This window comes from Streptomyces sp. NPDC087270 (genome assembly GCF_044744625.1).
Classification (GTDB): Bacteria; Actinomycetota; Actinomycetes; order Streptomycetales; family Streptomycetaceae; genus Actinacidiphila.
The window spans coordinates 478,071-503,851 of record NZ_JBIUYR010000004.1 but is presented as its reverse complement, the minus strand read 5'-3'; the positions used below and the strand labels follow the sequence as shown (position 1 = coordinate 503,851).

At 72.1% G+C, this 25,781-nt stretch carries 19 protein-coding genes and 1 pseudogene; 14 read left to right on the top strand and 6 right to left on the bottom strand.

Features of this window, described 5'->3' with window-relative positions; translation table 11 throughout:
* Positions 1 to 33 precede the first annotated feature (33 nt).
* Positions 34 to 1,257: a Dyp-type peroxidase gene (locus ACIPAE_RS11305; RefSeq protein WP_402444452.1), complete on the bottom strand. Its 1,224-nt coding sequence runs from the start codon at positions 1,255 to 1,257 to the stop codon at positions 34 to 36.
* An 88-nt stretch (positions 1,258 to 1,345) separates the two neighbouring features.
* Between ACIPAE_RS11305 and ACIPAE_RS11300 the strand changes: the two genes are divergently transcribed.
* Positions 1,346 to 2,701: a right-handed parallel beta-helix repeat-containing protein gene (locus ACIPAE_RS11300; protein ID WP_329367621.1), complete on the top strand. Its 1,356-nt coding sequence runs from the start codon at positions 1,346 to 1,348 to the stop codon at positions 2,699 to 2,701.
* A 62-nt stretch (positions 2,702 to 2,763) separates the two neighbouring features.
* Here the strand turns inward: ACIPAE_RS11300 and ACIPAE_RS11295 are convergent, their stop codons facing one another.
* Entirely contained in the window at positions 2,764 to 3,468 is a 705-nt protein-coding gene (locus tag ACIPAE_RS11295; protein ID WP_402444514.1) for a hypothetical protein, read from the bottom strand.
* A gap of 282 nt (positions 3,469 to 3,750) precedes the next feature.
* Between ACIPAE_RS11295 and ACIPAE_RS11290 the strand changes: the two genes are divergently transcribed.
* Entirely contained in the window at positions 3,751 to 6,168 is a 2,418-nt protein-coding gene (locus tag ACIPAE_RS11290) for an SdrD B-like domain-containing protein (protein ID WP_402444512.1), read from the top strand.
* A 252-nt stretch (positions 6,169 to 6,420) separates the two neighbouring features.
* Positions 6,421 to 6,933 (top strand): DinB family protein, encoded by a 513-nt coding sequence (locus tag ACIPAE_RS11285; RefSeq protein ID WP_402444450.1) that lies wholly within the window; start codon positions 6,421 to 6,423, stop codon positions 6,931 to 6,933.
* A 52-nt stretch (positions 6,934 to 6,985) separates the two neighbouring features.
* On the opposite strand, the gene ACIPAE_RS11280 is transcribed toward ACIPAE_RS11285, so the two are convergent.
* Positions 6,986 to 9,103 carry a TolB family protein gene (locus ACIPAE_RS11280; RefSeq protein WP_402444448.1) on the bottom strand — a complete coding sequence of 706 codons (2,118 nt, stop codon included), beginning with the start codon at positions 9,101 to 9,103 and terminating at the stop codon, positions 6,986 to 6,988.
* Positions 9,104 to 9,479: 376 nt separating this feature from the next.
* Here ACIPAE_RS11280 and ACIPAE_RS11275 point away from each other — a divergent pair, with 376 nt between their 5' ends.
* Positions 9,480 to 11,117 (top strand): alpha-amylase family glycosyl hydrolase, encoded by a 1,638-nt coding sequence (locus ACIPAE_RS11275; RefSeq protein ID WP_402444446.1) that lies wholly within the window; start codon positions 9,480 to 9,482, stop codon positions 11,115 to 11,117.
* 92 nt (positions 11,118 to 11,209) lie between these two features.
* Here ACIPAE_RS11275 and ACIPAE_RS11270 read toward each other — a convergent pair whose 3' ends face one another.
* A complete protein-coding gene (locus ACIPAE_RS11270; RefSeq protein ID WP_402444444.1) occupies positions 11,210 to 12,406 on the bottom strand; it encodes a LacI family DNA-binding transcriptional regulator in 1,197 nt (398 codons plus the stop codon).
* Positions 12,407 to 12,667: 261 nt separating this feature from the next.
* Between ACIPAE_RS11270 and ACIPAE_RS11265 the strand changes: the two genes are divergently transcribed.
* From ACIPAE_RS11265 to ACIPAE_RS11235, 7 genes are all read left to right on the top strand, one after another.
* Complete coding sequence (locus tag ACIPAE_RS11265; RefSeq protein WP_402444442.1) at positions 12,668 to 14,320, top strand: ABC transporter substrate-binding protein; 1,653 nt, start codon at positions 12,668 to 12,670, stop codon at positions 14,318 to 14,320.
* A 31-nt stretch (positions 14,321 to 14,351) separates the two neighbouring features.
* Positions 14,352 to 15,332: an ABC transporter permease gene (locus ACIPAE_RS11260; RefSeq protein WP_329367611.1), complete on the top strand. Its 981-nt coding sequence runs from the start codon at positions 14,352 to 14,354 to the stop codon at positions 15,330 to 15,332.
* A gap of 5 nt (positions 15,333 to 15,337) precedes the next feature.
* Positions 15,338 to 16,315, top strand: a complete 978-nt coding sequence (locus tag ACIPAE_RS11255) for an ABC transporter permease (protein WP_329367609.1) — start codon at positions 15,338 to 15,340, stop codon at positions 16,313 to 16,315.
* Positions 16,312 to 18,126 (top strand): ABC transporter ATP-binding protein, encoded by a 1,815-nt coding sequence (locus ACIPAE_RS11250; protein ID WP_402444440.1) that lies wholly within the window; start codon positions 16,312 to 16,314, stop codon positions 18,124 to 18,126. Before ACIPAE_RS11255 ends, ACIPAE_RS11250 begins: the two co-directional genes overlap by 4 nt.
* Positions 18,123 to 19,109, top strand: a complete 987-nt coding sequence (locus tag ACIPAE_RS11245; RefSeq protein WP_402444438.1) for an alpha/beta fold hydrolase — start codon at positions 18,123 to 18,125, stop codon at positions 19,107 to 19,109. The genes ACIPAE_RS11250 and ACIPAE_RS11245 overlap by 4 nt, the downstream gene beginning before the upstream one ends.
* A gap of 20 nt (positions 19,110 to 19,129) precedes the next feature.
* The gene (locus ACIPAE_RS11240) at positions 19,130 to 20,323 is read left to right on the top strand and encodes a family 1 glycosylhydrolase (protein ID WP_366413913.1); all 1,194 of its coding nucleotides are present in this window, start codon (positions 19,130 to 19,132) and stop codon (positions 20,321 to 20,323) included.
* 213 nt (positions 20,324 to 20,536) lie between these two features.
* Complete coding sequence (locus tag ACIPAE_RS11235) at positions 20,537 to 21,151, top strand: dihydrofolate reductase family protein (RefSeq protein WP_402444436.1); 615 nt, start codon at positions 20,537 to 20,539, stop codon at positions 21,149 to 21,151.
* Positions 21,152 to 21,161: 10 nt separating this feature from the next.
* Here ACIPAE_RS11235 and ACIPAE_RS11230 read toward each other — a convergent pair whose 3' ends face one another.
* Positions 21,162 to 21,710 (bottom strand): EF-hand domain-containing protein, encoded by a 549-nt coding sequence (locus tag ACIPAE_RS11230; protein ID WP_329367601.1) that lies wholly within the window; start codon positions 21,708 to 21,710, stop codon positions 21,162 to 21,164.
* A 133-nt stretch (positions 21,711 to 21,843) separates the two neighbouring features.
* Positions 21,844 to 22,251, bottom strand: a complete 408-nt coding sequence (locus ACIPAE_RS11225) for an SRPBCC family protein (RefSeq protein WP_329367599.1) — start codon at positions 22,249 to 22,251, stop codon at positions 21,844 to 21,846.
* Positions 22,252 to 22,439: 188 nt separating this feature from the next.
* Between ACIPAE_RS11225 and ACIPAE_RS11220 the strand changes: the two genes are divergently transcribed.
* From ACIPAE_RS11220 to ACIPAE_RS11210, 3 genes and pseudogenes are all read left to right on the top strand, one after another.
* Complete coding sequence (locus tag ACIPAE_RS11220; protein WP_402444433.1) at positions 22,440 to 22,922, top strand: hypothetical protein; 483 nt, start codon at positions 22,440 to 22,442, stop codon at positions 22,920 to 22,922.
* A 110-nt stretch (positions 22,923 to 23,032) separates the two neighbouring features.
* Positions 23,033 to 24,439: pseudogene (locus ACIPAE_RS11215) on the top strand (alkaline phosphatase family protein); the annotation flags it as partial.
* Between the two features lie 93 nt (positions 24,440 to 24,532).
* Entirely contained in the window at positions 24,533 to 25,528 is a 996-nt protein-coding gene (locus tag ACIPAE_RS11210) for a hypothetical protein (RefSeq protein WP_402444510.1), read from the top strand.
* The last annotated feature ends 253 nt before the right edge of the window (positions 25,529 to 25,781 follow it).

The following is a 25,781-nucleotide window of genomic DNA, read 5'->3' as shown; positions in this document are numbered from 1 at the left end:
CGGCCGAGTGCCGCGAGCACGGCGGTGACCGGGTCAGGGGAAGAGCGGGGAACCCAGCGGGCGGCGGGAGTCGAAGCCGGGGAGGATCAGGAAGGTCGCGCTCGCGGTCGTGGTGGTGAAGCCCAGCAGCGCGTCGGAGTCGTCCATGTGGGTCAGGGTGCTGGTGAAGGTCCGGATGTCGTTCTGGAAGCTGATGAAGAGCAGGCCGGCCGCGGGTGAGTCGGTGCTGTAGGAGCGGCGGAGCATGAGGCCGGCGCCCACGGCGTTGGCGTTGGCGCGGCGTACGTGGGCGTCGGCCGGGATGAGGTAGCGCCCGTCGGGGGTCTTGGCGCCGAGGGACGGGTCCGAGGTGATGGTGCCGCCGGACAGCGGGTCGCCGGTGGCCCGGCGCCGGCCGAAGACCGCTTCCTGCTCGGCGACGGACAGCGCGGCGAACCGCGGCAGGTCGAGTTCCATCCGCCGCACCACGGCGATGGTGCCGCCCGCGACCGGGGCCGGTCCGGCCAGCCACAGGTGGCGGTCCTGCGCGGCAGTCGTGTGCGGGCCCACGATGCCGTCGATGAAGCCGAGCAGGTTGCGCGGCGCGGTGAGGGCCTTGTCCACGGCGATGTTCGGGCCGCGGTGGGCGGACTGGCGCCAGCGTTCGCGGAGGCGGTCGCCGGCCTGGTCCAGGAGCGCGGTGGCGACGACCGGTGGTACGAGGGCGTCGCTCGCGCAGACCTGTATCAGCAGGTCACCGCCGCGTGCCTGGGCGGCGATCCGCTCGCGGGAGAACCGGGGGAGGTCGGTGGTGCCGGGCAGCGACCGGCCGGCCATCCGGACCAGCCGGGGGCCCACCCCGATCGTCACGGTGAGATCGCCGGGCGGCAGGCCGAGCAGCCGGGCGTCGGACCCGTCGGCGAGCGCCCTCACGGTCGTGCCGAGTTCGGCCAGCAGCGGGCCGGCGTCCGCCGAGGCGGTCAGGTCGGCCACCACGGCGAGCAGGTTGCTCTGGGCCGGCTGCGGGAGGGTGATGCCCGCCTGGTGCGCGCCCGTCGGCGGAACCGGCGCGGCCGCGGCGGGGCCGGGCGCACCCGAGGAGGCCGAACCCGGCTCGCCGGAGCCCGACTTGGAAGAGCCCGACGTGGCAGAGTCCGACGCGGAGGAGTCGGACGCGGAGGAGTCCGCGGTGCACCCCGCGGCGAGACCGAAGGCCACCATGGCACCGGTCGCGTCCAGGAACCTGCGACGTGACGGGTGGTGATCGGGCGTGCGCATGATGTGCAGCGTGCCATACCCGCATCCCCGTGCACCGCTCAACTCCCTTATTCCCGCGCGGATTTCACCGCCGTGCCAGACTGTGCCCATGCCTCGATCAGCACTTCGCGTGACGGCTGCGTTACTGGTCGCGCTGGCGCTCCTGGCCGGCTGTAGCAGCGGCGGTGGCGGCCATGGCGACGACGGAGCGGCCAAGGGGCGGCGGCCCAGCGGCACGCACGTGACGATCCGCGTGCCCGCCGACGCCCCGACCATCTCGGCCGCGGTGTCCCTGGCCCGGCCGGGCGACCTGGTGCTGGTCGCCGCGGGCGTCTACCACGAGTCGGTACGGATCGGCACGGCCCGCGTCACGCTGCGCGGCGAGTCCCGGCAGAAGGTCGTCATCGACGGGCGGTTGCGACAGCCCAACGGCGTGGTCGTCGCCGCGCCCGGGGTGGCCGTGGAGAACCTCACCGTGGAGAACAACACCCAGAACGGGGTGCTGGTCACCGGTTCCGCGGCGGCGGTCGCCGGGCTGCCCGGGCAGAGCGGCGGCTACGACACCGGCGACGAGCCCGTGCACTTCCTGAAGTCGTTCCTGGTCTCGTACGTGACCGCGACCCGCAACGGGCTCTACGGCATCTACGCGTTCTCCGCGCAGAACGGGGTGATCGAGCACTCCTACGCCTCGGGCGGAGCCGACTCCGGGATCTACGTCGGGCAGTGCAAGCCGTGCGGGATCGTCGTACGGGACAACGTCGCCGAACTCAACGCGGTCGGCTACGAAGGCACCAACGCCAGCGGCGACATGTACGTGGTGGGCAACCGCCTCGCCGGCAACCGCGTCGGCCTGACCACCGACTCCGACCACCAGGAGAAGCTGCTCCCGCAGCGCGGCGCCGTGATCGCCGGCAACCTGATCGCGGACAACCAGCAGCCGCGTACGCCCGAACAGGCCGACGGGGGCTGGGGAATCGGCGTCGGGGTGGACGGCGGCAGCGGCAACCGGTTCGTGCACAACCGGATCACCGGCAACGCCGACGCCGGGTTCGTGATCACCGCGACCGCCGACCTGCCGCCGGACGGCAACCAGATCACGGAGAACACGTTCAGCGCCAACGGCGTGGACGTCGGCTGGACGTTCCCCAACGCCACGCAGGGGAAGGGCAACTGCCTGCGGGGCAACGTCCTCCACACCACCGCGCCCGCGCGGATCGCGGCGACCGCGTCCTGTCCGGTGCGGGCCGATTCGGCGACGCCGTCGGGCAGTTGGACCAGGCCGCAGGCACCGTCCGGCATCCCGTTCACCGACGTGGCCGCGCCCGGCCCGCAACCGCAGTTTCCGAACGCCACCACCACCGGGGCCACCCTCGTGCCGGCCGTTCCCGCGCTGCCGGACACCGCGCACGTCCCGCTGCCGTCTCCCTCGCTGCTCGCGACCGGCGCCCGGGTGCGGATCTCGTGAACGGGCCTACGGAGCAGCGCACTTGACGTCGGCCGCCGGGGAGCCAGGAGCCGGGAGCCCGGTTACGGCGACGGCGTGACACCCGGCAGCGGCCGGACCGCGACGTACTTCTGGGTGTCGAAGTCGATGACCACCGGTGCCGGCTCGGAGGCCACGCCGGCCCGTACCCGGTACATGGTCCCGTCCGCGCCGACCCAGTAGCGCACGCTGCCCGAAGTCCCCTGCCCGGAGCCGGACTTCGGACCGGTCATGACGACCACCTGGTGGCCGTGCACGGTGCCCTGGCCGACCCGCACGGCGCCGTTCTGCGGCAGCAGTTCGGCGTTGTCCGGGCGGTCGCTGCCGAGGCTGAGCGCGATGGCCAGCGAGCTGTCCAGGGAACTGCCGGCGCTCGTCAGCGGACGGCCGTACCAGCCGGAGGAGGGCGGCGACGCCGGTGCGACGGCCGGGGCGTTCGCCATCGGGTGGACGAGGACCGTGCCGGCGGTCCACTCGACCAGCCCGTCGCTGGAGGTGTCCCGCCCGCTGCCGCGGACCACCCCGTACCCGATCCTGGCGCGGTAGTCGATGGACCCGGTGACGACCAGCCCGCCGGCGGTGCTCGGCACGGTGATCGTCACCGCGCGGCCGCCCGCCTGGTAGTTGCGGAACCGGGTGATCGCCAGACGGTTCGCCTCGTCCGAGGTCAGGGCGTGCCGGCCGGTGGAACCGCCGCCGCTGCCGCCGGCGAGTACGAACGCGGTTGCCGCGGCAGCCGCGAGGACCAGGGCGGCGGCCGCCCAGCGTAACCGCGTGCGCCGGGGGCGGCGGCTGCCCGCCGCGCGCCGCGGGAGACCCTTCGTGATTCTCACGCGGCGCGATGCTAACAGGTCTCCTGGGCGGGCCCCGCCGAAACTTTGTGTTTCCGGTGCATGACGCTCCGTCAACTTGTACCGTGGCGACCGAGTTTGCTGTGTCGACGTCGGCGGTCGGCGCCGACGTGGTCCGAACAAGGGAAAGCCATGCCATTACACAGGCTGGTGCGAGTGGGGCTCTCAGGTCTTCTCCTGATGGGCGCCGCCACCGGCACGGTCGTGACGAGCGCCGGACAGGCCGGCGCGTCGACCTCCGACGGCACCCTGACCGTCGAGGTGTTGAGGGACTTCTTCGGCACCGGCGTGATCAACGCCACCACGGACGTGCCGCAGCGGGGCATGAAGGTCGATGTCACCGATGCCGCCGGCCACCACGTCACCGGAACCACGGACGCGACCGGCAAGGTCGTGGTACCGCCGTCGGCCGAACTGACCGGCGGCCGCTACCGCGTCGACGTCACCGTCCCCGCGCCGTACAGCGACTATCTGCGGGCCGCGCCCGCCTCGACCGCGCAGAACCACTTCGACAGCTTCACCAGTTTCGTCGACGTCTCGGGCGGCAAGGACGCCTCGGTGATCACCGGCGTCTGGGACGCGGCCGACTACACGCTGCCGGACTCGCGGTACTACGTACCGATCCAGAGCGGTGGCAAGGGAACCGACACCCGGGCGCTGGTGGCGTTCGGCACGGACGTGCGGGGCTCGTGCCCCACCGACGCGTCGTGCCCGACCGCCCTGGACACCCAGGCCGAGGTGGGCACCACGTTCGGGCTGGCGTACGACCGGTACCGCGGGCGGCTCTTCCAGAGCGCGTTCGCCCGCCGCTACGCCCCGTACGGGCCGGACGGCGGCGGCGCGATCTACACCGTCCCGGTCGACGGCGGGGACGCGAAGCTGTTCGCGACGGTGCCCGGCGCCGCCGTGACAGCGCACGACACCGGCGACATGATCAAGGACCCCGGGTTCACCGAGGCCCCGGGCAAGGAGAGCATCGGCGGGGTGGCCCTGTCGGAGGACGGCTCGACGCTCTACGCGGTGAACCTGCTCACCCGCACTCTGGTGAGCTTCGACGCGACGGGGTCGACCGCTTCGGCGCCCAAGGCCACGGTGCCGATCCCGGACCCGGGCTGCGCGGCGTCCGGCGACTGGCGGCCGTTCGCCCTCGCCGTCCACGACAACAAGCTGTACGTCGGCGGCGTGTGCGACGCGGAGAGCACGAAGGCGCGCTCCGACCTGAAGGCCGTCGTCTCCACGTACGACGGCAAGCGGTTCGACACCGTGCTGACCCAGCCGCTCGGCTTCGAGCGCGGGACCGTCTTCACCGGTATCGGCAACACCGACCAGGCCACCCACTGGAACCCGTGGGACACCAGCATCGCGACGTGGGACCAGCGGGCGGCGTCGGGCACCACCTACATCGACCCGCAGCCGGAGCTGTCCGGACTCGCCTTCGCCAACGACGGTTCGATGGTGCTGGGCTTCCGCGACCGGTTCATGGACGTCCTCGGCGCGAACGGGCTGGACCCCCGCCCGGGGAACAACACGCCGGAGTTCGGCATGTCCGGCGGCGACATCAACATGGCCTGCGCCGTTCCCACCGGTGGGTACGCGTGGGAAGGCACCGGCGGCTGCCCCAACAACGCCACCCCCGCCAACGACGACAACGAACCCGGCTCCGTCGTCGAGTACTTCCCGGGTGACTTCTTCTCCGGCGGCCACCAGGAGACCGCGCTGGGCGCCGTGGCCCACATCCCGCGGGAGCCGTCGGTCGTCAGCACGGAGTTCGACCCGACGGTCAACGTCGAGACCGACGGGACGGGTTACTACGACCTCGCCACCGGCCAGGGCCCGGGCAACGGCACCTCCACCAACGCCTACCAGTTCGTCGGCCAGGAGCAGAACGGCTTCGGCAAGGCCGGCGGCCTCGGCGACATCGCGTACGCCGCGGCGAACGCGCCGATCCAGATCGGCAACGTGGTCTGGTACGACGGCGACCACAACGGCATCCAGGACGCCGGGCAGGTGCTGCTGCCGGGCGCGACGATCAACCTGCTCGACGCCCACGGCAAGCAGGTCGCCACGACCACGACCGACGCCGACGGCGAGTACTACTTCGGCGGGGTCGGTGCCGACTACCAGCTGACACCGGGCGCGAAGTACACGGTGGAGTTCGACGTGTGCACCGCGGACACAAGCGACGTGCCGGGCACACCGGGGGCGGACAAGCTGCGCTTCACGCTCCCGCTGGCCGGCAAGGACCGGGCGCACGACTCCAACGTGGTCCCGCCGACCACCGGACGGTTGTGCGACGGCACCGCGCCGGTCACGGCTCCCGCGCAGGCGGGAGGCGTGGACCACACGATCGACGCGGGTGTCTACATCCCGAAGAAGACGCCGCCGACCTCGCCGCCGCCGACGTCCTCGTCCCCCACATCCGCCCCGACACACAGCTCGGCGCCCACCAACCAGGCTTCGAGCAGCCCGAGTTCGGGCTCCCTCGCCGCCACCGGCCTGTCCGGCTTCGCGGAGATCCTCGCGGTCGTCGCCCTGCTGGTCTGCTCGGGTGCGGTGATGGCCTACGTGAGCCGAAGGCGACACGCCGGCCACCACTGACAGCCGTACGTACCCCACAGGCGGGGCGGTGCACCACGCACCGCCCCGCCGCCATGTCCGGGTACGCGTACGCGAGCGGGCAGGAGTCCCGGGCCGGAGTTGTCGTACCCCCGCGGTAGCGTCGAGGGCGTAGGCAGGTGCACGCTGTGCGGTCGACGGAGGCGCGCGGATGACGAGCACGACAGGCGAGCCGGCGGGGGTGCTGCCCCGGGTGCTGCCCGCACGGCGCCCGGGCCTCCTGTGGGCCGCCCGGTGAACGCCGAACTCACCGCCCTCAAGGGCGCCCTGGACCAGCAGCGCGAGCACATCGTCGGGAGCCTCGAAGGGCTCTCGGCGGAGGACCTGCGGCGCCCGGTGCTGCCGAGCGGCTGGAGCTGCCTGGAACTGCTGCGCCACCTCACCGTGGATGTCGAGCGCTTCTGGTTCCCGGGGGTGATCGCCGGAGAGCCGGACGTGGCCGCACAGCTCACGACGGGCGCCGAGACGCACTGGTACGTCCCCGAGGGCATGACCGCCGAGGAGGCCCTCGCCGACTACCGGGCGGCCATCGCGCGCGCGGACGCCGTGCTCGCCACCGCCGTGCCCGAACAGGAGCCCGCCGCCTGGCCGGTGGAGATCTGGCCGACCTGGCGGCTGCCTGACGTCCGGCACATCGTGATCCACGTGCTCACCGAAGTCGCCTGCCACAGCGGCCACTTGGACGCGGTACGCGAGCTGGTCGACGGCCGCACCCGGCTCGGCGGCAACCCGTACGGGAACGGTTAGCCCCGGTGGGCCCGGGTGTCGCGGCCGGGCCCACCGGGAGTCGTGAGGCGGTTCAGCGGGTGCGGTCGTCCTTCGCGGGCAGCGTACGGCCGTTCGGCGCGGGCAGGTGGGCGCCGCGGGTCTGCACGGTCAGCGACGGACGGTCGGCGGCCGACGCCTCGGACCCGGGGCCGTGGACGGTCGGCAGCGCCTTCGTGACGGCCTTCGACGACGTGCCGCCGGCCGGCGCGGCCGGGGCGGCGCCGCCGGCCCACCACACGGTGGTCAGCTGCGCGCTGCTGATGCCGATCGCGTCGCCGATGCCGGCGCGGGCGGCGGGCGCGTACGCGTCGTTGCCGCCGAAGGTCGCCACCTCCTGGACGCTCGCGGACTCCTTGGTGAGGTAGCCGGAGGTCAGCGAGGACAGCGCGTCCGCGCCCGACCACAGGGTCGGGCCGTAGATCGCCGTCACCGCGTTGCCGGTCACCGCGTTGGACCAGGTCGAACCCCCGTCCACGGTGGCGATGTTGGGCGCGGTCCACCAGAAGTTCGCCAGGTTGACCGCGGTCTGCTCGTACGAAGTGCCGCTGACGTCGTAGAACTGCCACTGGTCGGCCAGCGGCGTGTTCTCCAGCGCCGTCCTGGCGTTGGCGCCCACCGACACCAGCCCGGTGGTGTCCGGGTCCAGCGAGTTGAGGTACGTCTTGACCGCGGCGGGAATGGTCGTGCCCTTGACCAGCAGCACCACGCCGAGTCCGTGGAAGCCGAGCGCGCCGGCCGCGGTGGAGGCCGAGACCGGGTCGTGGTAGTCCATGCCGTCGGCGACGAACACCCAGTCGGGCTTCTTGGTGATCTGCGTGGCGGTCCGGGCGGAGACCGACGCGAGGTCGGCGCCGTCCATCCGCAGTGCGGTGTAGCCGAGCGCGGTGATCTGGGAGGACACCGTGGAGCTCAACTGCGATGTGTTGCCCTCCAGGTAGACCGTGCTGCCCTTGGGGAGCGTGCGCTTGAGTTCGGCGCTGGCCGTGGCGTCCAGCGAGCCGCCGGCCGTCAGCACGATCGGGCCCTGCTTCTCCGCGGCCAGCGAGATCGCGGGGGTCGCGTAGGTGGCGTTGGCCTTGTTGACCAGGACCGCCGAGTGCGCGGTGATCAGGCCGGGTACGTGGGCCGCGCCGGTGGTGTCGAAGGTGAAGCGGGACGCGGCCTGGTCGATGGTGATGCCGCCGGTGCCGTACACCCGGTCCAGGGTGTTGTTGCGGACCGGTTGCCAGGCCGGCTTGGTGCTGCCGGTGCTGACGACGGTGCTGCTGCCGTCGCTCAGGTCGAGGATCTTGGTCGACGTGGAGCCGGTGGCGCCGGTGGCGCCGGTGCCGCGGGCCGACGGGTCGGTGGCGGCGTAGGCGATCCGCCCGCCGGCCGGGTCCCAGGACGGGTCGGTGTGGTTCACGGCGTCGGTGGTGACCTGCTGGACGCCGGTGCCGTCGGCGGCCGCCGTGAAGATCTGGCTGAGGCCGTCGACGACCCGGGTGAAGGCCAACCGGCCCCCGTCCGCGGAGAACGCGGGGTCGGCGCCGTCGGGCACGATCCGCCGCACGGTGTTCGTGGCCGGGTCCAGGGTCCAGATGTCCGACCCGTCCGTGCCGCAGGTGGAGCGGGCGAAGGCGAGCGGACCGAGGATGCTCGCGCTCGGGTGGACGTCGCAGCTGCCGGCCGGCGGCTGGTTGGTGCCGGTGAGCAGCGGCTGCTGGCCGATCGACGCGTCGGAGGGTCCGTAGTACAGCTCCTCGCCGGTGCTGGTGACGATGTCGCTGCCGTCCAGCCAGAAGGTCGCGTCGGTGTACTGCGTGCCGGACGCGCCCTGCGGCCACTCGGTGGTGACGTGCGAGGCGTCGCCGGCCAGGCGAGTGCTGGTGAGCCGGGTCGGGTCCTGCCCGCCGGCCACCAGACGGCTGCCGTCGGGCGCCCAGTTGGCGGACAGGCGGCCGGTGTTGGGCAGGTGCGGCACGGTGGCGGCGCCGCTGCCGTCGGCGCCGGCGGTCGTCACGCCGGAGCCGTCGACGACCGAGATCAGGCCGGTCCCCGCGGCGATCGGCATCGCCCCGGCCCGCGGTGCGGTCGCACCGAGAATGCCGGCCGCCAGCGAGGCGGCCGAGGTGATCGCCGCGAGGCCGCGGCGGGTACGAACTCTCAAGTGGAGCCCCCCAAAGACACGATGCGGTGAGGCATCGACATACGGTGTGTGCGCCGTCAGGCCCGACCCCCCGGCCCCCGTGGTCGTCGGCGCGTCCCCCGGCGTGCGCCCGTGTCCGCGCGCCGCCACTCCTGACGATCTCCTGTCGGCTCGTGGACCCTATGGCGGCCCGCCGGTTCGCGACCGGGCGTACGGTCGAACTCCTGGTGAACATCCGGGCGAGCCGTACCGTACGCAGCCACTCCGTCCGGCACGGAGCGGGCCGTCCGTTCCACGGTCGGGGCGCCGCCGGACCGCCGCAGGTCAGGCGCCCCGCACTCGCTTGTATGCGCTTACATACGGTCGTACAATCGCAGCCTTCGACGAAAGGGCTCCCGTGCGGTTCAACGGACAACGCAGTGACAACGCACCCGAGGGCGCGCATCGGAACCCACCGCCCTGGCTCGCCGATGCCGTGCTCTACCAGATCTATCCGGCCACCTTCGCCGACTCCGACGGCGACGGCATCGGCGACCTGCGCGGGGTGCGGGAACGGCTGGACCACCTGGCCTGGCTCGGCGTCGACACGCTCTGGCTCAGCCCCTGCTTCGCCTCGCCCTTCGGTGACGGCGGCTACGACATCACCGACTACCTCACCGTCGACCCCCGTTACGGCAGCAACGAGGACGCCGACGCGCTGATCGAGGCCGCCCGCGAGCGCGGGATGCGGATCATGCTCGACCTCGTCCCCGGGCACACCTCGCACCAGCACCCGTGGTTCCTGGAGGCCGTCGAGAACCCGGACGACCACCGCTACATCTGGTCCGACCGCCTCGCCTCCCCGGTGCGCGGCTGGATTCCCAACCACGCGGCGCGCGGCGGCTACTACCTCGCGAACTTCTATCCCATCCAGCCCGCCCTGAACTTCGGCTACGCCCGGATGGACCCGGCCGAGCCGTGGCGGCAGCCGGTGAGCGCGGAGGGCCCCCAGGCCAACCGCGCCGCGCTGCGGGAGATCATGGGGTACTGGTTCGACCGCGGCGTCTCCGGCTTCCGCGTCGACATGGCCGCCTCCCTGGTCAAGGACGACCCCGGGCTCGTGGAGACCGGCCGGCTCTGGGCGGAGATGCGGGACTGGATCGACCGGACCCACCCCGGGTGCATCCTGCTCTCCGAGTGGGGCGACCCCAAGACCGCCGTACCGGCCGGGTTCCACGCGGACTTCTTCCTGCACTTCACCGGGCAGGCGCTGCGCTCGCTGTGGGACAACGGCACCGGCAGCCAGGGCGGGTGGGCCGACGGCCGGCCCTGCTACTTCGACCCCGAGGGCCGGGGCACGATGAGCACCTTCCTGGCCGCCTGGCGCGAGGCCGACGAGGCGATCGACGGCGCCGGCCATGTCGCCCTGCCCACCGCCAACCACGACTTCTCCCGGCTGACCTGCGGCCCCCGCACCCGCGACATGGTCGCGCCCGCCTTCGCCTTCCTGCTCACCTGGCCGTCGCTGCCGGTCATCTACTACGGCGACGAGATCGGCATGCGGTACGTCCCCGGGCTGCCGGACAAGGAAGGCAGCCAGCTCGACGGCGAGGCGCGCCAGGGGTCCCGTACCCCGATGCAGTGGGACGGCTCCGCGAACGCCGGCTTCTCCACCGCGCCCCAGGACCGGCTCTACCTGCCCGTCGACCCCGACGAGCAGCGGCCCACGGTGGCCGCCGCCCGGGCCGACGACGGCTCCCTGCTGCACCACGTCCAGCGGCTGATCGCGCTGCGCAAGGCGACGCCCGCCCTCGGCACCGGCGGCACGGTACAGGTGCTGCACCGCGACTACCCCTTCGTCTACCTGCGCGGCGACCGCCACCTCGTGGTGATCAACGGGCGCCGCGAGCCCGCGACGGCCCCGTGGCCCGCCACCGGCTCCGCCCCCCGCCCGCTCGCCGTCCACGGCGTCGACGTGACCGCGTCCGGCATCCAGGCCGCGGGGTTCTCCTACGGTGTCTACGAACTCGCCCCGGACACGGTCCTGGACGTCTGAGGGCCGCGGGGAAAGGGGAGTCGGCGTCCGGCACGACCCGGGCGCCGCTCCCCGCGCCGCCCGCCCCTACCCGCGCCGCCCGCCCGTATCCGCTACCCGCGCCGCTGCGCCGGCACGGACTCCCCGCAGCCGCAGCTCGCCCGCAGCAGCAGCGAGACCGGCAGCATCAGGGCGTGCGGCTCGCGCTGCGGTGCGCCGATGCGGTCCACGAGCAGCGCGACCGCCTCCTCGCCGATCCGCCGGCTGGGCTGGCGCACGGTGGTCAGCGGCGGGTGGGCCATCGCGCTGAGCGGGATGCCGTCGAACCCGGTCACCGCGATGTCCTCGGGGACACGGATGCCGTGCGCGGAGAACTCCTCCAACGCCCCTACCGCCATCTGGTCGTTGGCCAGTATCAGCGCGTCGGGCAGCCCCGCCGCCCCGCGCGAACCGGAGCCCGAACCGGACCGCGAACCGGACCGCGAACCGGACGTGGACCCGGAGCCCGAACCGGAGCCCGACCCCGATCCGGCCCCTTCGACGAGCGCCCTTGCGGCGTCCCGCCCGGCGACGCGCGTGAGGTCGCCGCGCCGGACCGGCTCGGGCGGCACCGGCAGGCCGGCCTCGCGGCAGGCGTCCTGGTACCCGAGGAAGCGCGCCTCGGCGTCGGGGGAGTCCGAGGGTCCGCCGACGAACGCCAGCTCGGTCAGGCCGTGTTCCTCGATCAGATGGCGCGTCAGTTCCTTCTGCCCGCCGCGGTTGTCGACCTGGACGTTGTCGAGGTGGTCCAACTCGGGCGGCCCGGCCAGCATGACCACCGGCATCCGGCGGGAGACCGTCTCCAGTTCCTTCGCGTCCACGGTCCGGGACATGACCGCGAAGCCGTCGACGTGTCCGGCCAGCGTGGCGACCAGGCTCGTCGGCCCGTCCCGCAGCGAGGCCGCGATCAGCAGGGCGTAGCCGCGGCTGCGGGCGGCGCGCTCCATGCCGCGGATGATGTGGTCGGCGTAGAGGGTGGCGGCGTTCTCGTCACCGTCGCCCGGGGCGTCGCTCTCGGGGTCGGTGTAGTCGGGGAAGCACAGGCCGAGGATGCCGGTGTTCCGGCTGGCCAGCCCGCGGGCGCTGCCGCTGGGGACGTAGCCGAGGTCGCGGGCGGCGGCGAGCACCTTCTCGCGGGTGGGCGCGCGCACCGCGTCGGGCGAACGGTAGACCCGGGACACTGTGGCGATCGACACACTCGCGCGCTCGGCGACGTCGTAGACCGTCGGCGTACCGGTCGTGCCCGACGCCGGCTTCCGCGCAGTGGCCACCTGATGCTCCTCCTCCGGTCAGCGTGTGCACGCCCGTTCCCGTATGCGCATACACGCAGGAACCACACCGTACCCTCCCCGGCCGCGCGGCGGCCGCCGGCACCCTCGCGGTGCGGTCGGCGCGGGCCCGGAGGTGGTCCGCAGTTCACAGTCCCGGAACCTTGCGGAAACGAAATGTATGCGCATACAGTGCGGAAAGCGCAGGACAGGAGCCTGCGCCCTCCCTCCTCGGAGGGCCTCAAGGGAGAGGATCGCCCGACCATGACGCGTGCCAGCGGGAGACGGCTGAGGGCCGCCGCCGCGTTCGGGGTCGCCGCCACACTCGTCGCCACCGGATGCTCGGTCTCCGTGAAGTCCGGCACCTCGAATGTCGGCCCGACCACCCTGCTGGTCGGGGGTGCCGACAACGGCACGCCGGCCCTCTTCAGGAACTTCAACCCGTTCTCGCCGAACAAGCGCAACCTGACGACGTGGATGTACGAGCCGCTGGAGGTCGTCAACAACCTCGACGGCAAGGAGACGCCGTTCCTGGCCACCGGCTACACCCAGCCGAACGCCAGGACGGTCGACTTCCACATCCGGCAGGGCGTGCGCTGGTCGGACGGCAAGGCGTTCACGGCGGCCGACGTGGCCTACACCTTCGAGCTGCTGCGCAGCCACCCCGCGCTGGACACGGGCGGCGTCTGGCAGCACATCGCCTCGCTGTCGGTCAGCGGCGACCACGTGGTCTTCCACCTGAAGAACGCCGACGTCCCCGCGGCGAAGGTCATCGAGGCGACGCTCATCGTGCCGGAGCACATCTGGCGCGGCGTCAAGAACCCGGTGACGTACACCGATCCGAATCCCGTGGTCACCGGCCCGTACACGCTGGCCCGCTTCACGCCCAACCAGTACACCCTGGCCAAGAACGACCGTTACTGGCAGGCCGACAAGGTCGCGGTCCAGAAGATCGTCGTGCCGGGCTCCAGCCCGGACCTGGCCATCGCCACCCAGGGCTACGACTGGGCGTACTCCTTCTTCCCGAACGTGGACAACACCTGGGTGAAGGCGGACAAGACGCACCACAGCTACTGGTTCCCGCCGGGCGGCATCGTCGGGCTGCTGCCCAACCTCACCAAGGCGCCGTTCGACAACCTCGACTTCCGCACCGGCCTGTCGCTGGCGCTGGACCGCCAGCAGATCGCCGACAAGGCGGAGCAGGGCTACGTGAAGGCGGCCAGCCAGACCGGTCTGCTGCTGCCCAACGAGAAGGCGTCGCTCAACACCGCCATCCCGAACCAGGGGATGGTGGCCCAGAACACCTCGGCCGCGCTCGCCGCCTTCGCCAAGGCCGGCTACACCCAGCGCGGCGGCAAGCTGGTGAACAGCGCGGGCAAGCCGCTGAGCGTCAACCTCACGGTGCCGGACGGCTGGGCGGACTGGATGCAGGGCGCGCAGGAGATCATCCAGCAGCTCCGCGCGGTCGGGATCACCGTCAAGCTCGACAAGCCGCAGCCCGCCGCCTACCAGCAGTCCCTGCAGAACGGCGACTTCGACCTGGCGCTGGGCACCGTCGGCGGCTCCGGCTCGCTCTACCAGGACTACAACAACCTGCTGAACTCGGCCTTCAAGAAGCCGGTGGGCACCTCCACCGCGTCGAACTACCAACGCTACGGCGACCCGGCGACCGACGCGCTGCTGGACCGGTTCAGGACCACCACCGACCCGGCCGAGCAGAAGCGCCTGGCCGACCAGCTCCAGAGGGTGGTGTACCAGCAGTTGCCGGAGATCTCGCTCTTCTACGGCGGGCTGTGGGGCCTTTCCAGCGACAAGAAGTTCACGGGCTGGCCCAGCCCGCAGAATCCGTATGCGTCCTTGATGACCTGGGGTTCCACCCCACTTCTGGTGATGACGCATCTGCGGTTGGCGCAGTAGGCGACCGCGGAAGGGACGAGGAGAACCCCTCATGCGCTACATCCTGCGCAAGTTCGGGCTGCTGCTGCTCACCATGTGGGCGGCGGTCACGCTCAACTACGCGCTTCCCCGGCTGATGCCGGGCTCGCCGGCCGACGCGGCCGTCGCGAAGCTCTCGCAGAACGGCCCGGTGGCACCGTCCACCCGGGCCGCGATCGAGGCCCAACTGGGCGTGCCCAGCGGCAGTTGGTGGCACCAGTACGTGGAGTACCTGAACACCGTGGTCCATCTGCGGTTCGGGGTGTCCTACACCTTCTTCCCGCAGTCGGTCTCCGGCATGGTGGGCCAGGCGCTGCCCTGGACCCTGGTGATGGTCGGCCTGGTGACCGTGCTGGCCTTCGTCGTCGGCTCGCTGATCGGCGTGGCCGCGGCGTGGAAGCGGGGCACCTGGCTGGACTCGCTGCCCACCCTGTCCGGCGCGTTCCTCGCGGCGTTCCCCTACTTCTGGACCGCGCTGCTGCTGGTCTTCTTCGTCGGCTACGTCTTCGGCTGGTTCCCGACCTCGGGGGCGTACTCCGCGGACGCGGTGCCGAACTTCTCGCTGGACTTCCTCGGCGACTCGCTCTACCACGCGGTGCTGCCGGCGCTGACGATCCTGCTGACCTCGCTCGGCGGCTGGATACTCGGCATGCGCAACACGATGATCGGCACCATCGGCGAGGACTACGTGACCTTCGCCGAGGCCAACGGCCTGCGCGGGCGCACCGTCGCCCTGCGCTACGCGGCCCGCAACGCGCTGCTGCCCAACCTCACCGGCTTCGGCATGGCGCTGGGCGGCGTGGTCGGCGGTTCGCTGCTGGTCGAGCAGGTCTTCAACTACCCCGGTGTCGGCCATCTGCTGTACAGCGCGGTGACCAACCACGACTACCCGCTGATGCAGGCGCTCTTCCTGATGATCACGGTGTGCGTGCTGGTCGCGAACTTCATCGTGGACGTCCTCTACGGCGTCCTCGACCCCCGGACCAGGCGGTGACCGAGATGACTTCCCCTACTGCGACCCCGCCGAACCCGCCGACTCCGCCGTCCACGCCCGCCGCTTCGGCCCCGCCGGCCGCCATGGCGCCCGCGGCGCCTTCGAGTTCGGGAGTGGTGCGCGCGCTCCAGGTCTTCGGCCGCTCGTTCGGCACGGTGTGGAGCAACGGCAAGGCCCGGGTGGGCCTGGTGATCCTCGCGGTCTTCGTCCTGGTGGCGATCTTCGCGCCGCTCATCGCGCCGTACTCCCCGCACGCGAACAACTTCCCGCCCGACACCGGCGGCAGCTCCGCGCACCTGCTGGGCACCACCGGCGCCGGCGAGGACGTGCTGTCCCAACTGCTCTACGGGGCACGGGTGTCGATCGTGGTCGGCTTCGTCGCCGGCGGCCTGACGACGCTGGTCGCGGTGGCGGTCGGGCTGTCCTGGGGCTATCTGCGGGGCTGGCTCGGCGACGTGGTCAACTTCGTCGTCAACCTCTTCCTGGTGGTCCCCGGCCTGCCGTTGATGATCATCATCGCCGCCTACCTGCAGAACGGCGGGCTGAAGATGATCGTGCTGGTGGTCGTGATCACCGGCTGGGCCTGGGGAGCGCGGGTGCTGCGGGCGCAGACCCAGTCGCTGCGCAGCCGGGACTTCGTCACCGCGGCACTGTTCAGCGGCGAGAGCGCGACCCGGGTGGTGTTCCGGGAGATCCTGCCCAACATGACCTCGATGATCGCCGGCTCCTTCTTCGGCGCGGCCACCGCGGCGGTGCTGGCGGAGTCCGGGCTGTCCTTCCTCGGGCTCGGCGACCCCTTCACGGTCAGCTGGGGCTCGATGCTCTACTGGGCGCAGAACTCCAACGCCCTCCTCACCGGCCAGTGGATTCTGCTCTTCGCCCCAGGGCTGTGCGTCGCGCTGCTGGCCACCGCCATGACCCTGGTCAACTTCGGTGTCGACGGGCTGAGCAACCCGCGGCTGCGGGAAGGGAACGGACGATGAGCCTGCTCGACGTCAGGAACCTCAGCATCGTCTACGAGCCGCGCGGCGCCGAGCCGACCACCGCGGTGAAGGACGCCTCCTTCAGCCTGGAGGAGGGCGAGTTCGTCGGCCTGGTCGGCGAGTCCGGATCGGGGAAGTCCACGCTGGGCTTCGCGCTGACCCGGCTGGCCAAGCCGCCGGCGCGGATCTCCGAGGGCCGCATCCTCTTCGACGGCACGGACATCGCCGGGCTCGACACCGAGCAGGTGCGGGTGCAGCGGCGCGGCGGCTTCGCCATGGTCCTGCAGTCCGGGATGAACGCGCTCAACCCGGTGCGCACCATCGGCCACCACTTCGGCGACATCTTCGCCGCCCACGGCCATGTGCCGCGGCCCCGGCGGCGCGGCCGGGCGGTGGAGCTGCTGGAGAAGGTCGAGCTGACCGGGTCCGTACTCGACCGCTACCCGGGCGAGCTGTCCGGCGGCATGCGGCAGCGCGTCTCGATCGCGCTCGCGCTCTCCCTCGAACCGCGGCTGATGGTCTTCGACGAGCCCACCACGGCGCTGGACGTGATGGTCCAGCACGCGGTGATGCGCACCATCCGGGAATTGCAGGAGAGCGAGGGCTTCACCGCGGTCCTGATCAGCCACGACCTGGGTGTGGTGCTGGAGTCCACGGCCCGGGTGATGGTGATGAAGGACGGGGTCATCGTGGAGGACGCCCCTTCCCGGGAGATCTTCCAGCGGCCCCGGCACCCGTACACGCAGACGCTGCTCGGCCACTACGCCGACCCGCGCGCGGAGGTCGTGGAGCTGCCGGGACTGCCGGCGGTGGAGCCGACGAAGACGACGGAGCCGGCTACGGACACGGCTACGGACGCGGACGCGGCTACGGCTACGGCTACGGACGACGCCTCGCCGGCCGCCGCCGGAAGCCGTGGCCACGCGGCCGGTCGCTCCTCCGGCCACGCGGGCGGGCACGCGGGCGGTCGTACCGGGACCCGGGCAGCCGCACAGGACGCCGTCGTCGTGGCGGACGTCAGCCGCGTCTACCCCGGGCGGCGGCGCGGGGACGCCCCGGTCACCGCCGTGGAAGGGGTCTCCTTCCGGCTGGAGCCGGGCGAGTCGATGGCCCTGGTCGGCCAGAGCGGATCGGGGAAGTCCACCCTGGCCAAGCTGATCACCGGGGTGGAGCAGCCCAGCAGCGGCACCGTCTCCTTCGGCGAGCTGCGGGTGGACCGGCTGCGCCGCCGGCAGCTGCACAAGCTGCACGCCGACGTCCAGATGGTCTTCCAGGACCCGTACGCCGCGCTCAACCCGCTGCACACGGTCGAGTACACGCTCACCCGGCCGGTGGTGAACTTCACCGGGCGCAAGGGGGCGGAGGCCAGGAAGCGGGTGCTCGAACTGCTGGAGATCGTCGGGTTGACCCCGGTCGAGCAGTTCGCGGCGCGGCTGCCGCACGAGTTGTCCGGTGGACAGCGCCAACGTGTCGTCATCGCCCGCGCGTTGGCGAGCGACCCGCAGGTGCTGATCGCCGACGAGCCGGTCTCCATGCTCGACGTCTCGCTGCGGGCCGGCGTGCTGGCCCTGCTGCGCGACCTGCGCAGCGACTTCGGCGTCTCCCTGCTCTACATCACCCATGACCTGCTGTCCGCGCGGATGGTGACCGACAAGATCATGGTGCTCCACCAGGGCCGGGTGGTGGAGTCGGGGCCGACCGTCCAGGTGCTGCGCTTCCCCGAGCACGACTACACGACCCGGCTGCTGGACTCCATCCCGCAGCCCGCGCGCCGGTTCGCGGCCGCCGGACCCGACGAGGGCGCGGCATGAGCGGGCGTGGCGGCATGAGCGGGGGCACGGGGGTGGCCGGGAGCGGCGGCGGCGCGGACGCGCGGGCGCGGGCCCGGACCGAGGCGGCGCAACGCGTCCGGCCGGGACGGCGGTTCAGCGTGCTTCCGGTGCCGGCCTCCATCGAGATCCTCGAACTGGACCTTCCGGTAGGGCCGTTGACCGCCTTCCGGGCGCTCCCCCAGGGCCGGCCCGGCGAGCCGGTGCGCGGCACCGCGCTGCTGGTCCCGGGCTTCACCGGCTCCAAGGAGGACTTCGTCCCGCTGCTGCCACTGCTCGCCGAACGCGGCTTCGACGCCTGGGCGTTCAGCCAGCGCGGGCAGGGCGACTCGGCGGCGCCGGCCGGCGAGGAGCACTACACGCTGGACGCCTTCTCCGGTGACGTGCTCCATGTCGCCTCACTCGTCGCCCAGTTGACGGGCCGGCAACGCGCCCATCTGGTGGGCCACAGCTTCGGCGGCACCGTGGCCCGGGCGGCCGCGGTCAGCGGCGGCCGGGAGGCGTTCGAGGACCTGACCATGCTCTGCTCGGGTCCGCACGGCTGGCCGGGCCGCAAGGCGGCCGAAGAGGCGAAGCTGCGCGGGGCCGGGAAGCGGATCGACCTGTGGACCCTCGACCGGCCCGAAGCGGCCAGGACCGCACGGCGCGACCCCGACCGGCTCGGCGCGGGCGAACGGTTCCTCCGCGAGCGCTCGATGCGCACCAGCGTGGACAGCCTGCTGGGCGCCATCGACATCCTCGCCGACCCGGCCGACTCCACACCCGAGTTGGCCGTCACCGCGCTGCCCGTCCTGGTCGCCCACGGTGCGCACGACGACGCCTGGCCGCAGGAGTGGCAGCGCACGATGGCCGAACGCCTCGGCGCCCGCTACGAGGTCATCGCCGGCGCCGGCCATCTTCCCAACCAGGAGAACCCGGTCGCCACCGCGGACCTGCTCTCCGACTTCTGGTCGCGCACCAGCTGACCGGTCGTCACTTTTCTCACATGAACGAGGTTCTCTCCGTGCTGCACTTCCCCGACCGTTTCCTGTGGGGCGCCGCAACCGCCGCCCACCAGATCGAGGGAAACAACATCAACAACGACTGGTGGCCGCGCGAACACGCGCCCGGCACCCGTATCGCCGAACCCTCCGGTGACGCCTGCGACAGCTACCACCGCTTCCGCGAGGACATGACGCTGCTGCGTGACGCGGGCCTGGACACGTACCGGTTCTCCATCGAGTGGAGCCGGATCGAGCCCGAGGAGGGCGTGGTCTCGCGCGCCTCGATCGACCACTACCGCCGCATGGTGGACACCGCGCTGGAGCTGGGCCTCACCCCGATGGTGACGCTGATGCACTTCACCGTCCCGCGCTGGTTCGCGCAGGAGGGCATGTGGCGCAGCCCCAAGGCGGCGGACCGCTTCGCGCGGTTCACGGAGCTGGCGCTGCCGGTGCTGGGCGACGACGTCAAGTGGGTCTGCACCGTCAACGAGCCCAACATCGCCGCGATGATCGCGGGCGGCGACGACCCGGCGAACCTGGTGGCGTACGGCCTGCCGGCGCCGGACCTCCAGGTCGCGGACACCCTGCTGGAGTGCCACCGCCGCTCGCGCGAGGTGCTGTCCGGCGTGGGCGGGGTCCGCTCCGGATGGACCGTCGCCACCCAGGCGTTCCAGGCCGAGCCGGGCTGCGAGGAGGTCGCGCACGCCTACGGGTACCAGCGCGACGACTGGTACCTGGAGGCCGCGCGCGGCGACGACTGGGTCGGCGTGCAGGCATACACCCGTACGATCATCGGCCCGGATGGACCGCGCCAGGTGCCCGAAGGCGTCGAGACCACGCTGACCGGGTGGGAGTACTACCCGCGGGCGCTGGAGCTGGGGGTGCGCAGCGCCTGGGAGAAGACCGGGGGCACGCCGGTCTTCGTGACCGAGAACGGCATCGCCACCGCCGACGACGCCCGGCGGATCGATTACACCCGCGGCGCGCTGGCCGGCCTGCACGCGGCCATCGAGGACGGCGTGCGGGTGGAGGGCTACCTGCACTGGAGCCTGCTGGACAACTACGAGTGGGCGTCCGGCTACCGGCCGACTTTCGGCCTGATCTCGGTGGACCGGGAGACCTTCGTGCGCACCCCCAAGCCGTCGCTGGCCTGGCTCGGCGGCGTCGCCCGGTCCAACGGTCTCGACCCGCGGTAGCGGTAGCGGTCGTGCGTGGGTGCGGCCGTACGCGGGTGCGGTCGTGCGTGGGTGCGGCCGTACGCGGGTGCGGCCGTGCGTCGGTGCGGTCGTGCGTCGGTGCGGCCGTACGCGATTCCGTCGTCCCGGCTCTCGGACGGCTGAGCCACCGATGAGTCCGGGCCCGCCGTGTCGTCTCCAGGGGGAGAGAGTTGCCACCGGGAGGAGCACACCATGAGCGAGCTCGTCGTCACCGAGTTCATGACCCTCGACGGGGTCGCGCAGGCACCGGGCGGGCCCGAGGAGGACCGCGAGGGCGGTTTCGCGTTCGGCGGCTGGCAGGCGCCGCTGATCAGCCCCGAATCCGGCGGGCTCGTGTTCGAGCAGGCCAAGGGCATGGACGCGCTGCTGCTCGGCCGGCGTACCTACGACATCTTCGCGGGGTACTGGCCCACGGCCCCGGCGGAGATGGACTTCACGCGCCTGCTCAACAGCGTCCCGAAGTTCGTCGCCACCCGCACCCTCCAGGACCCGCTGGGCTGGGAGGGCGCGAGCGTCCTTCGCGGCGACCTCGCCGCGGGTGTGGCCGAGCTCAAGGAGCGCTACGGCCGCGTCCACGTGATCGGCAGCCTCGACCTGGTCCGGTCGCTGCTCGCGCAGCGGCTGGTGGACCGGCTGAACCTCTGGGTGTACCCGGTGGTGCTTGGCAGCGGCAAGCGCGTGTTCGAGGGCGGCGCGGTGCCTTCGGCGCTGCGGCTGGCCACGTCGCGGGTCTTCCCGAACGGGTCGCTCCAGCTCTCCTACACGTGGGCCGGCGAGCCGACCGTCGGCGACCTCACCACCGCCTGAACCCGGGCGATCAGTCCTGCGAGCCCGGGAACCGGCCGCAGAGCCAGTTGCCGGGCTCCGCCGGGTCGTCGCTGATCCAGAACTGGCGCCACAGCAGCGCGAACTCCTCGCGGCTGAGGTGGCCGTCGCCGTTCAGGTCGAGCCGTTCGAAGACGCCCGTCATGTCCACCGGCCGTCCGTTCCAGGTCTCGACCAGCGAGCGGTGCTCCGCCGGGGAGATGCGGCCGTCGCCGTTCGCGTCCACGGCGTCGAAGACCGTGTCGGCGGTCGCCGTCACCTCCGCGACCATGGAGGGCAACCTGTCGACGAGCTGGAGCAGTTCGCCCAGGTCGACCGATCCGTCCCCGTTGGCGTCCCCGGCTTCCAGCAGCGCCGCCCACCAGCCCATCAGCAGCGTCTCCACCCGGGCCCGCAGTTCCGTGCCGGGCCCTACCTCCGGCAGCCGGCTCCAGCGCGCCACCAGCGCCCTGAAGTCCTCCTCGCGCAGGAAGCCGTCGCCGTCCGTGTCGAACGCCGCGAACATCCCCCGCAACTTGCGCTCCTGGAACGCGCTGGCCATGAGCGGTCTCCCCTCGACGCCGGAACACGACCCACCCGTGCCCGCCGTCAGCGGCGGCAGCCACCCCGCAACGGTAAGTCGCGACGCGCCCACACCTCTATAAGCACATCTATAAGTACATATGAACGAACATTCACCCCTCCACCACCCGCTTGAGCCTGGCGAGGTCGGCGCCCACCGTCTCCGCGTCACGCCGGAACTCCTCGTCACTCATCTCGGGCCGCCGGCGAAGCGTGAACACCACCTCGGACCCCGCGCCGTCGTCGATCACCCGCACCGGGTTGTAGACGACCTCACCCGACGGCAGGGTCACGTCGTGATCGAGGACACCGAACTCGTTCTCCGGTGCGAACGCCACCACCACCCGCCCCATGGGCGACGACTGCGCGACCCACTGCCCATCGACCCGGTCGACGGAATCGCCCAGCCCATGGGCCCACTCGGGCAGGTGGGCCGGGTTCGACGCATAGGCGTACACCTCCCCGGCGGGGCGGTCGATGTGCGTGCTGACGTGCCGTGAGGCCGGGTTCGTCGGTTCCATGCCCCGAGGGTAGGCAGCCGCCGCCCCGGTGGTCTTGAACGAATCGGCCACGGGGCGCCGCGCCGGCCCGGCGGGGCTTCGTTCGCCAGGACGCCATCCCGCCGTACTTGTCATGCTCACGATTCGGACTAGCCTGAGAGCCTGCCCCGTACGCACCTCCCGCCCCTCCCCCACCACAGGAGGCCCCCGTGCCCATCCGTCCTCGCCGACTCGCCGTCGCCACCGTCGCCGCAGCGGGCGTCCTTCTGGTCGCGGCCCCGTTCGCCCAGGCCAGCGGCACCAAGATGTCCCAGTCGGCAGCGGCCGCCAAGCTCTCCGCCGCGGGCATCACCTGGAGCTCCAGCGGCAACTGCACCACCCGGTCCAACTCGACGTGCACGTCCTTCGACCAGATCAACTCCGGCACGGTCGACGCCATGGTCACCCTGAAGGGAGCCAGCGGCTGCGCGATCAACATCACCGGCGGCACCGAGGTCGGCCACGCCTCGGGCACCTACAGCCACTACAACGGCTACAAGGTCGACCTGGCGCACAACTCGTGCATCGACAACTACGTGCACAACAGCTTCACCTACATCGGCTACCGCGGCGACGGCTATCCGCAGTGGCAGGCCGCGTCGGGCAACCTCTACTGCGACGAGGGCAACCACTGGGACGTCACCGTCTACTGACGCCCGCCGGACCCGCACGGAGAACGGCTCGGTCTCCAACGCGCCGTACGACGGACGACCACGTGGTGTGTCGTACGGCCGTTCACGATCTTCGGCAGTGAAGGTGTGGCATGGCTGATTTCTCGCGTAGACGACTCCTGAAGTCCGCGTTCGGTGCCGGCGGCGCGGCGGCGGCGATGACGCTGCTCCCGCCGAACCTGCAGCGCGCCATGGCGCAGTCGCCCAGGAACCCGGGATCGCTCGACGACATCGAGCACGTCGTGATCCTCATGCTGGAGAACCGGTCGTTCGACCACTACTTCGGCACCATGCCCGGGGTCCGCGGCTTCGACGACCCGGACGCGGCGACACTGTCCACCGGGCGGTCGGTCTTCTACCAGCCGGACGCGGTCAACCCCGACGGCTACCTCCTGCCCTTCCACCTCGACACCAAGTCGACCAGCTCGCAGGCGATCCCCTCGACCAGCCACGCCTGGACGGTCCAGCACGCGGCGGTCAACGGCGGCCGGATGGACCAGTGGCTGCCCGCCCACCGGGCGGCCGACGGCCCGGCGAACGGCCCGTACACGATGGGCTACTACCAGCGCGAGGACATCCCGTTCCACTTCGCGCTCGCCGAGTCGTTCACCCTGTGCGACGCGTACTTCTGCTCGCTGCTCGGTCCGACCTGGCCCAACCGCCTGTACCACTGGAGCGGCACCATCGACCCCGACGGCCTGGCCGGCGGCCCGGTGATCAGCAACGTGATCCCCGCCCCGTTCCGCTGGACCACCTATCCGGAGCGCCTCACCGCGGCAGGGGTCTCCTGGCACGTCTACCAGCAGGAGGACGACTACGGCACCAATCCGCTGGAGTGGTTCCGGACCTACCAGGACGCCAAGCCCGGCGACCCGCTGTACGAGCACGCCATGACCATCGGCCCGGCCGACCAGTTCGCGCGGGACGCGGCCGCCGACCGCCTGCCGACCGTCTCGTGGATCATCCCGACCTCGGAGCAGAGCGAACACCCCGACTACACCCCGGCGGCCGGCGCCGACTTCCTGGCCCTCCAGCTGGACGCGATCGCGGCCAACCCCGACGTGTGGCGCAAGACCGTCTTCATCGTCAACTACGACGAGAACGACGGCCTGTTCGACCACATGATCCCGCCGTCACCGCCGGCCGGCACGCCGGGCGAGTTCGTCGGCGGCGTGCCGATCGGCGCCGGCGTCCGGGTGCCCTGCCTGATCGTCTCGCCCTGGACCCAGGGCGGTTACGTGGCCGGCGAGCCCTTCGACCACACCTCGGTGCTGCGCTTCCTGGAGCGGATCACCGGCGTGCGCGAGACCAACATCAGCGACTGGCGCCGCAGCACCTTCGGCGATCTGACCTCGGCGCTCGGGCTCCCGTCCTCCCCTCCGCGGCCGTTCCCCCGGCTGCCCGGGACCAAGGACCAGTTCTGGGCCGCCGAGCAGGAAGTCGCGACGCTGCCGCCGGCCACGTTCCCCGGCGCCGACCAGACCCCGCCGCACCAGGAGCCGGCGGGCGGGAAGTCCACGGCGAACCCGGCCGCGCCCAAGGCCGGTTCGGCCGGGCACCCCGGCGGCCGCCCGTACGCCATCAGCCGCATCGTGGAGAACGCCACGACGCACCGCTCCGACTTCCCGCACGGCACCGCGGGCACCGACTTCCCCGGCATCCAGGAGGCCGTCCCCGGCGTCGGCCCCACCACCGGCACCTACCTCTACACCGTCGGCGTGGTCAGCTTCACCCTCGCGGTGATCGACGTGGCCGCCCACCAGCTCGTGGCCAGCGTCAGGGCCGGGGTGAGCCCCTACGGCCTGACGAAGTCGGCCGACGGCGGCAAGCTGTACCTCAGCAGTTCGGGCGAGAACGCCGTCTCGGTCTACGACACCGCCACCGGCACGATCACGGCCGGCATCCCCGTCGGCCCGTACCCGCACGGCCTGGCCACCTCCCCGGACGGCCGCAGCGTCTACGTCGCCAACACCGGTCCCGACACCGGTTTCGGCGGCTCGCGGACGCTCTCGGTGATCGACACCGCCTCCGACCAGGTCACCGCCACCTGGAAGACCGGGAACGCCCCGCACTCCCTCGCTCCCGCCACGGACGGCAGGACGCTCTACGTCTCCTGCTACGACGGCCTGTCCGTGGTGGACACCGGCAGCGGCGAGCAGCGAGCCCTGCTGACCGACCAGGCCGGCTCCAACGGTGTCGCCGTCCACCCCGACGGCACCCGGCTGTACGTCGTCAACACCTGGCACGGCACCCTCTCGGTGATCGACGCGCGCACCCACCGGGTCCGCACGCGTGTCCGTGTCGGCCGCGTGCCGTGGCAGGTCGCGGTCAGTCCCGACGGCTCGCGGGTGTACGTCACCAACTCCAAGGACGACACGGTCTCCGTGATCGACGCGGCCCGCGACCGGGTGATCGCGACCGTCGGCGTCCACCACGTCCCGACCACCGTCACGGCGACCGCCTCCACCGTCTGGGTCGCCACGAACGCCTCCTCGACGGTCGACGCGATCGACGCGAAGTCGCTCACGCTCGTGGGCAGTACGGCCCTGGGTCTGACCACCAACCCGGCCGGGATGGTCGTCGCGTAACGCGGGAGTTCCGGGGCGGTGCGGGTGACCGGCAGGCGGAGCCGTGGAGCCCGTGGAGCCGGACAGGCCGTGCGGGTGACGGACGGGCGGTGCGGGTGACGGACGGGCGGTGCGGGTGACGGACAGGCGCAGCCGTGGGGGCGGGCCCGGGGGGGGGGGGGGGGGGGGCCGGAGGGGGCCCCGCCACCCCCCCCCCCCCCCCCCGCCCCGGGGGGTAAGGGAGAGTTAGTAAACCGGCAGGAAAACCCACCCC

Excerpts from the sequence above, each read along its gene's own strand:
- ACIPAE_RS11305 (WP_402444452.1), bottom strand. The coding sequence starts at position 1,257 with ATGCGCACGCCCGATCACCACCCGTCACGTCGCAGGTTCCTGGACGCG.
- ACIPAE_RS11300 (WP_329367621.1), top strand. The coding sequence starts at position 1,346 with ATGCCTCGATCAGCACTTCGCGTGACGGCTGCGTTACTGGTCGCGCTG.
- ACIPAE_RS11290 (WP_402444512.1), top strand. The coding sequence starts at position 3,751 with ATGGGCGCCGCCACCGGCACGGTCGTGACGAGCGCCGGACAGGCCGGC.
- ACIPAE_RS11265 (WP_402444442.1), top strand. The coding sequence starts at position 12,668 with ATGACGCGTGCCAGCGGGAGACGGCTGAGGGCCGCCGCCGCGTTCGGG.
- ACIPAE_RS11260 (WP_329367611.1), top strand. The coding sequence starts at position 14,352 with ATGCGCTACATCCTGCGCAAGTTCGGGCTGCTGCTGCTCACCATGTGG.
- ACIPAE_RS11255 (WP_329367609.1), top strand. The coding sequence starts at position 15,338 with ATGACTTCCCCTACTGCGACCCCGCCGAACCCGCCGACTCCGCCGTCC.
- ACIPAE_RS11250 (WP_402444440.1), top strand. The coding sequence starts at position 16,312 with ATGAGCCTGCTCGACGTCAGGAACCTCAGCATCGTCTACGAGCCGCGC.
- ACIPAE_RS11245 (WP_402444438.1), top strand. The coding sequence starts at position 18,123 with ATGAGCGGGCGTGGCGGCATGAGCGGGGGCACGGGGGTGGCCGGGAGC.
- ACIPAE_RS11240 (WP_366413913.1), top strand. The coding sequence starts at position 19,130 with ATGAACGAGGTTCTCTCCGTGCTGCACTTCCCCGACCGTTTCCTGTGG.
- ACIPAE_RS11235 (WP_402444436.1), top strand. The coding sequence starts at position 20,537 with ATGAGCGAGCTCGTCGTCACCGAGTTCATGACCCTCGACGGGGTCGCG.
- ACIPAE_RS11230 (WP_329367601.1), bottom strand. The coding sequence starts at position 21,710 with ATGGCCAGCGCGTTCCAGGAGCGCAAGTTGCGGGGGATGTTCGCGGCG.
- ACIPAE_RS11225 (WP_329367599.1), bottom strand. The coding sequence starts at position 22,251 with ATGGAACCGACGAACCCGGCCTCACGGCACGTCAGCACGCACATCGAC.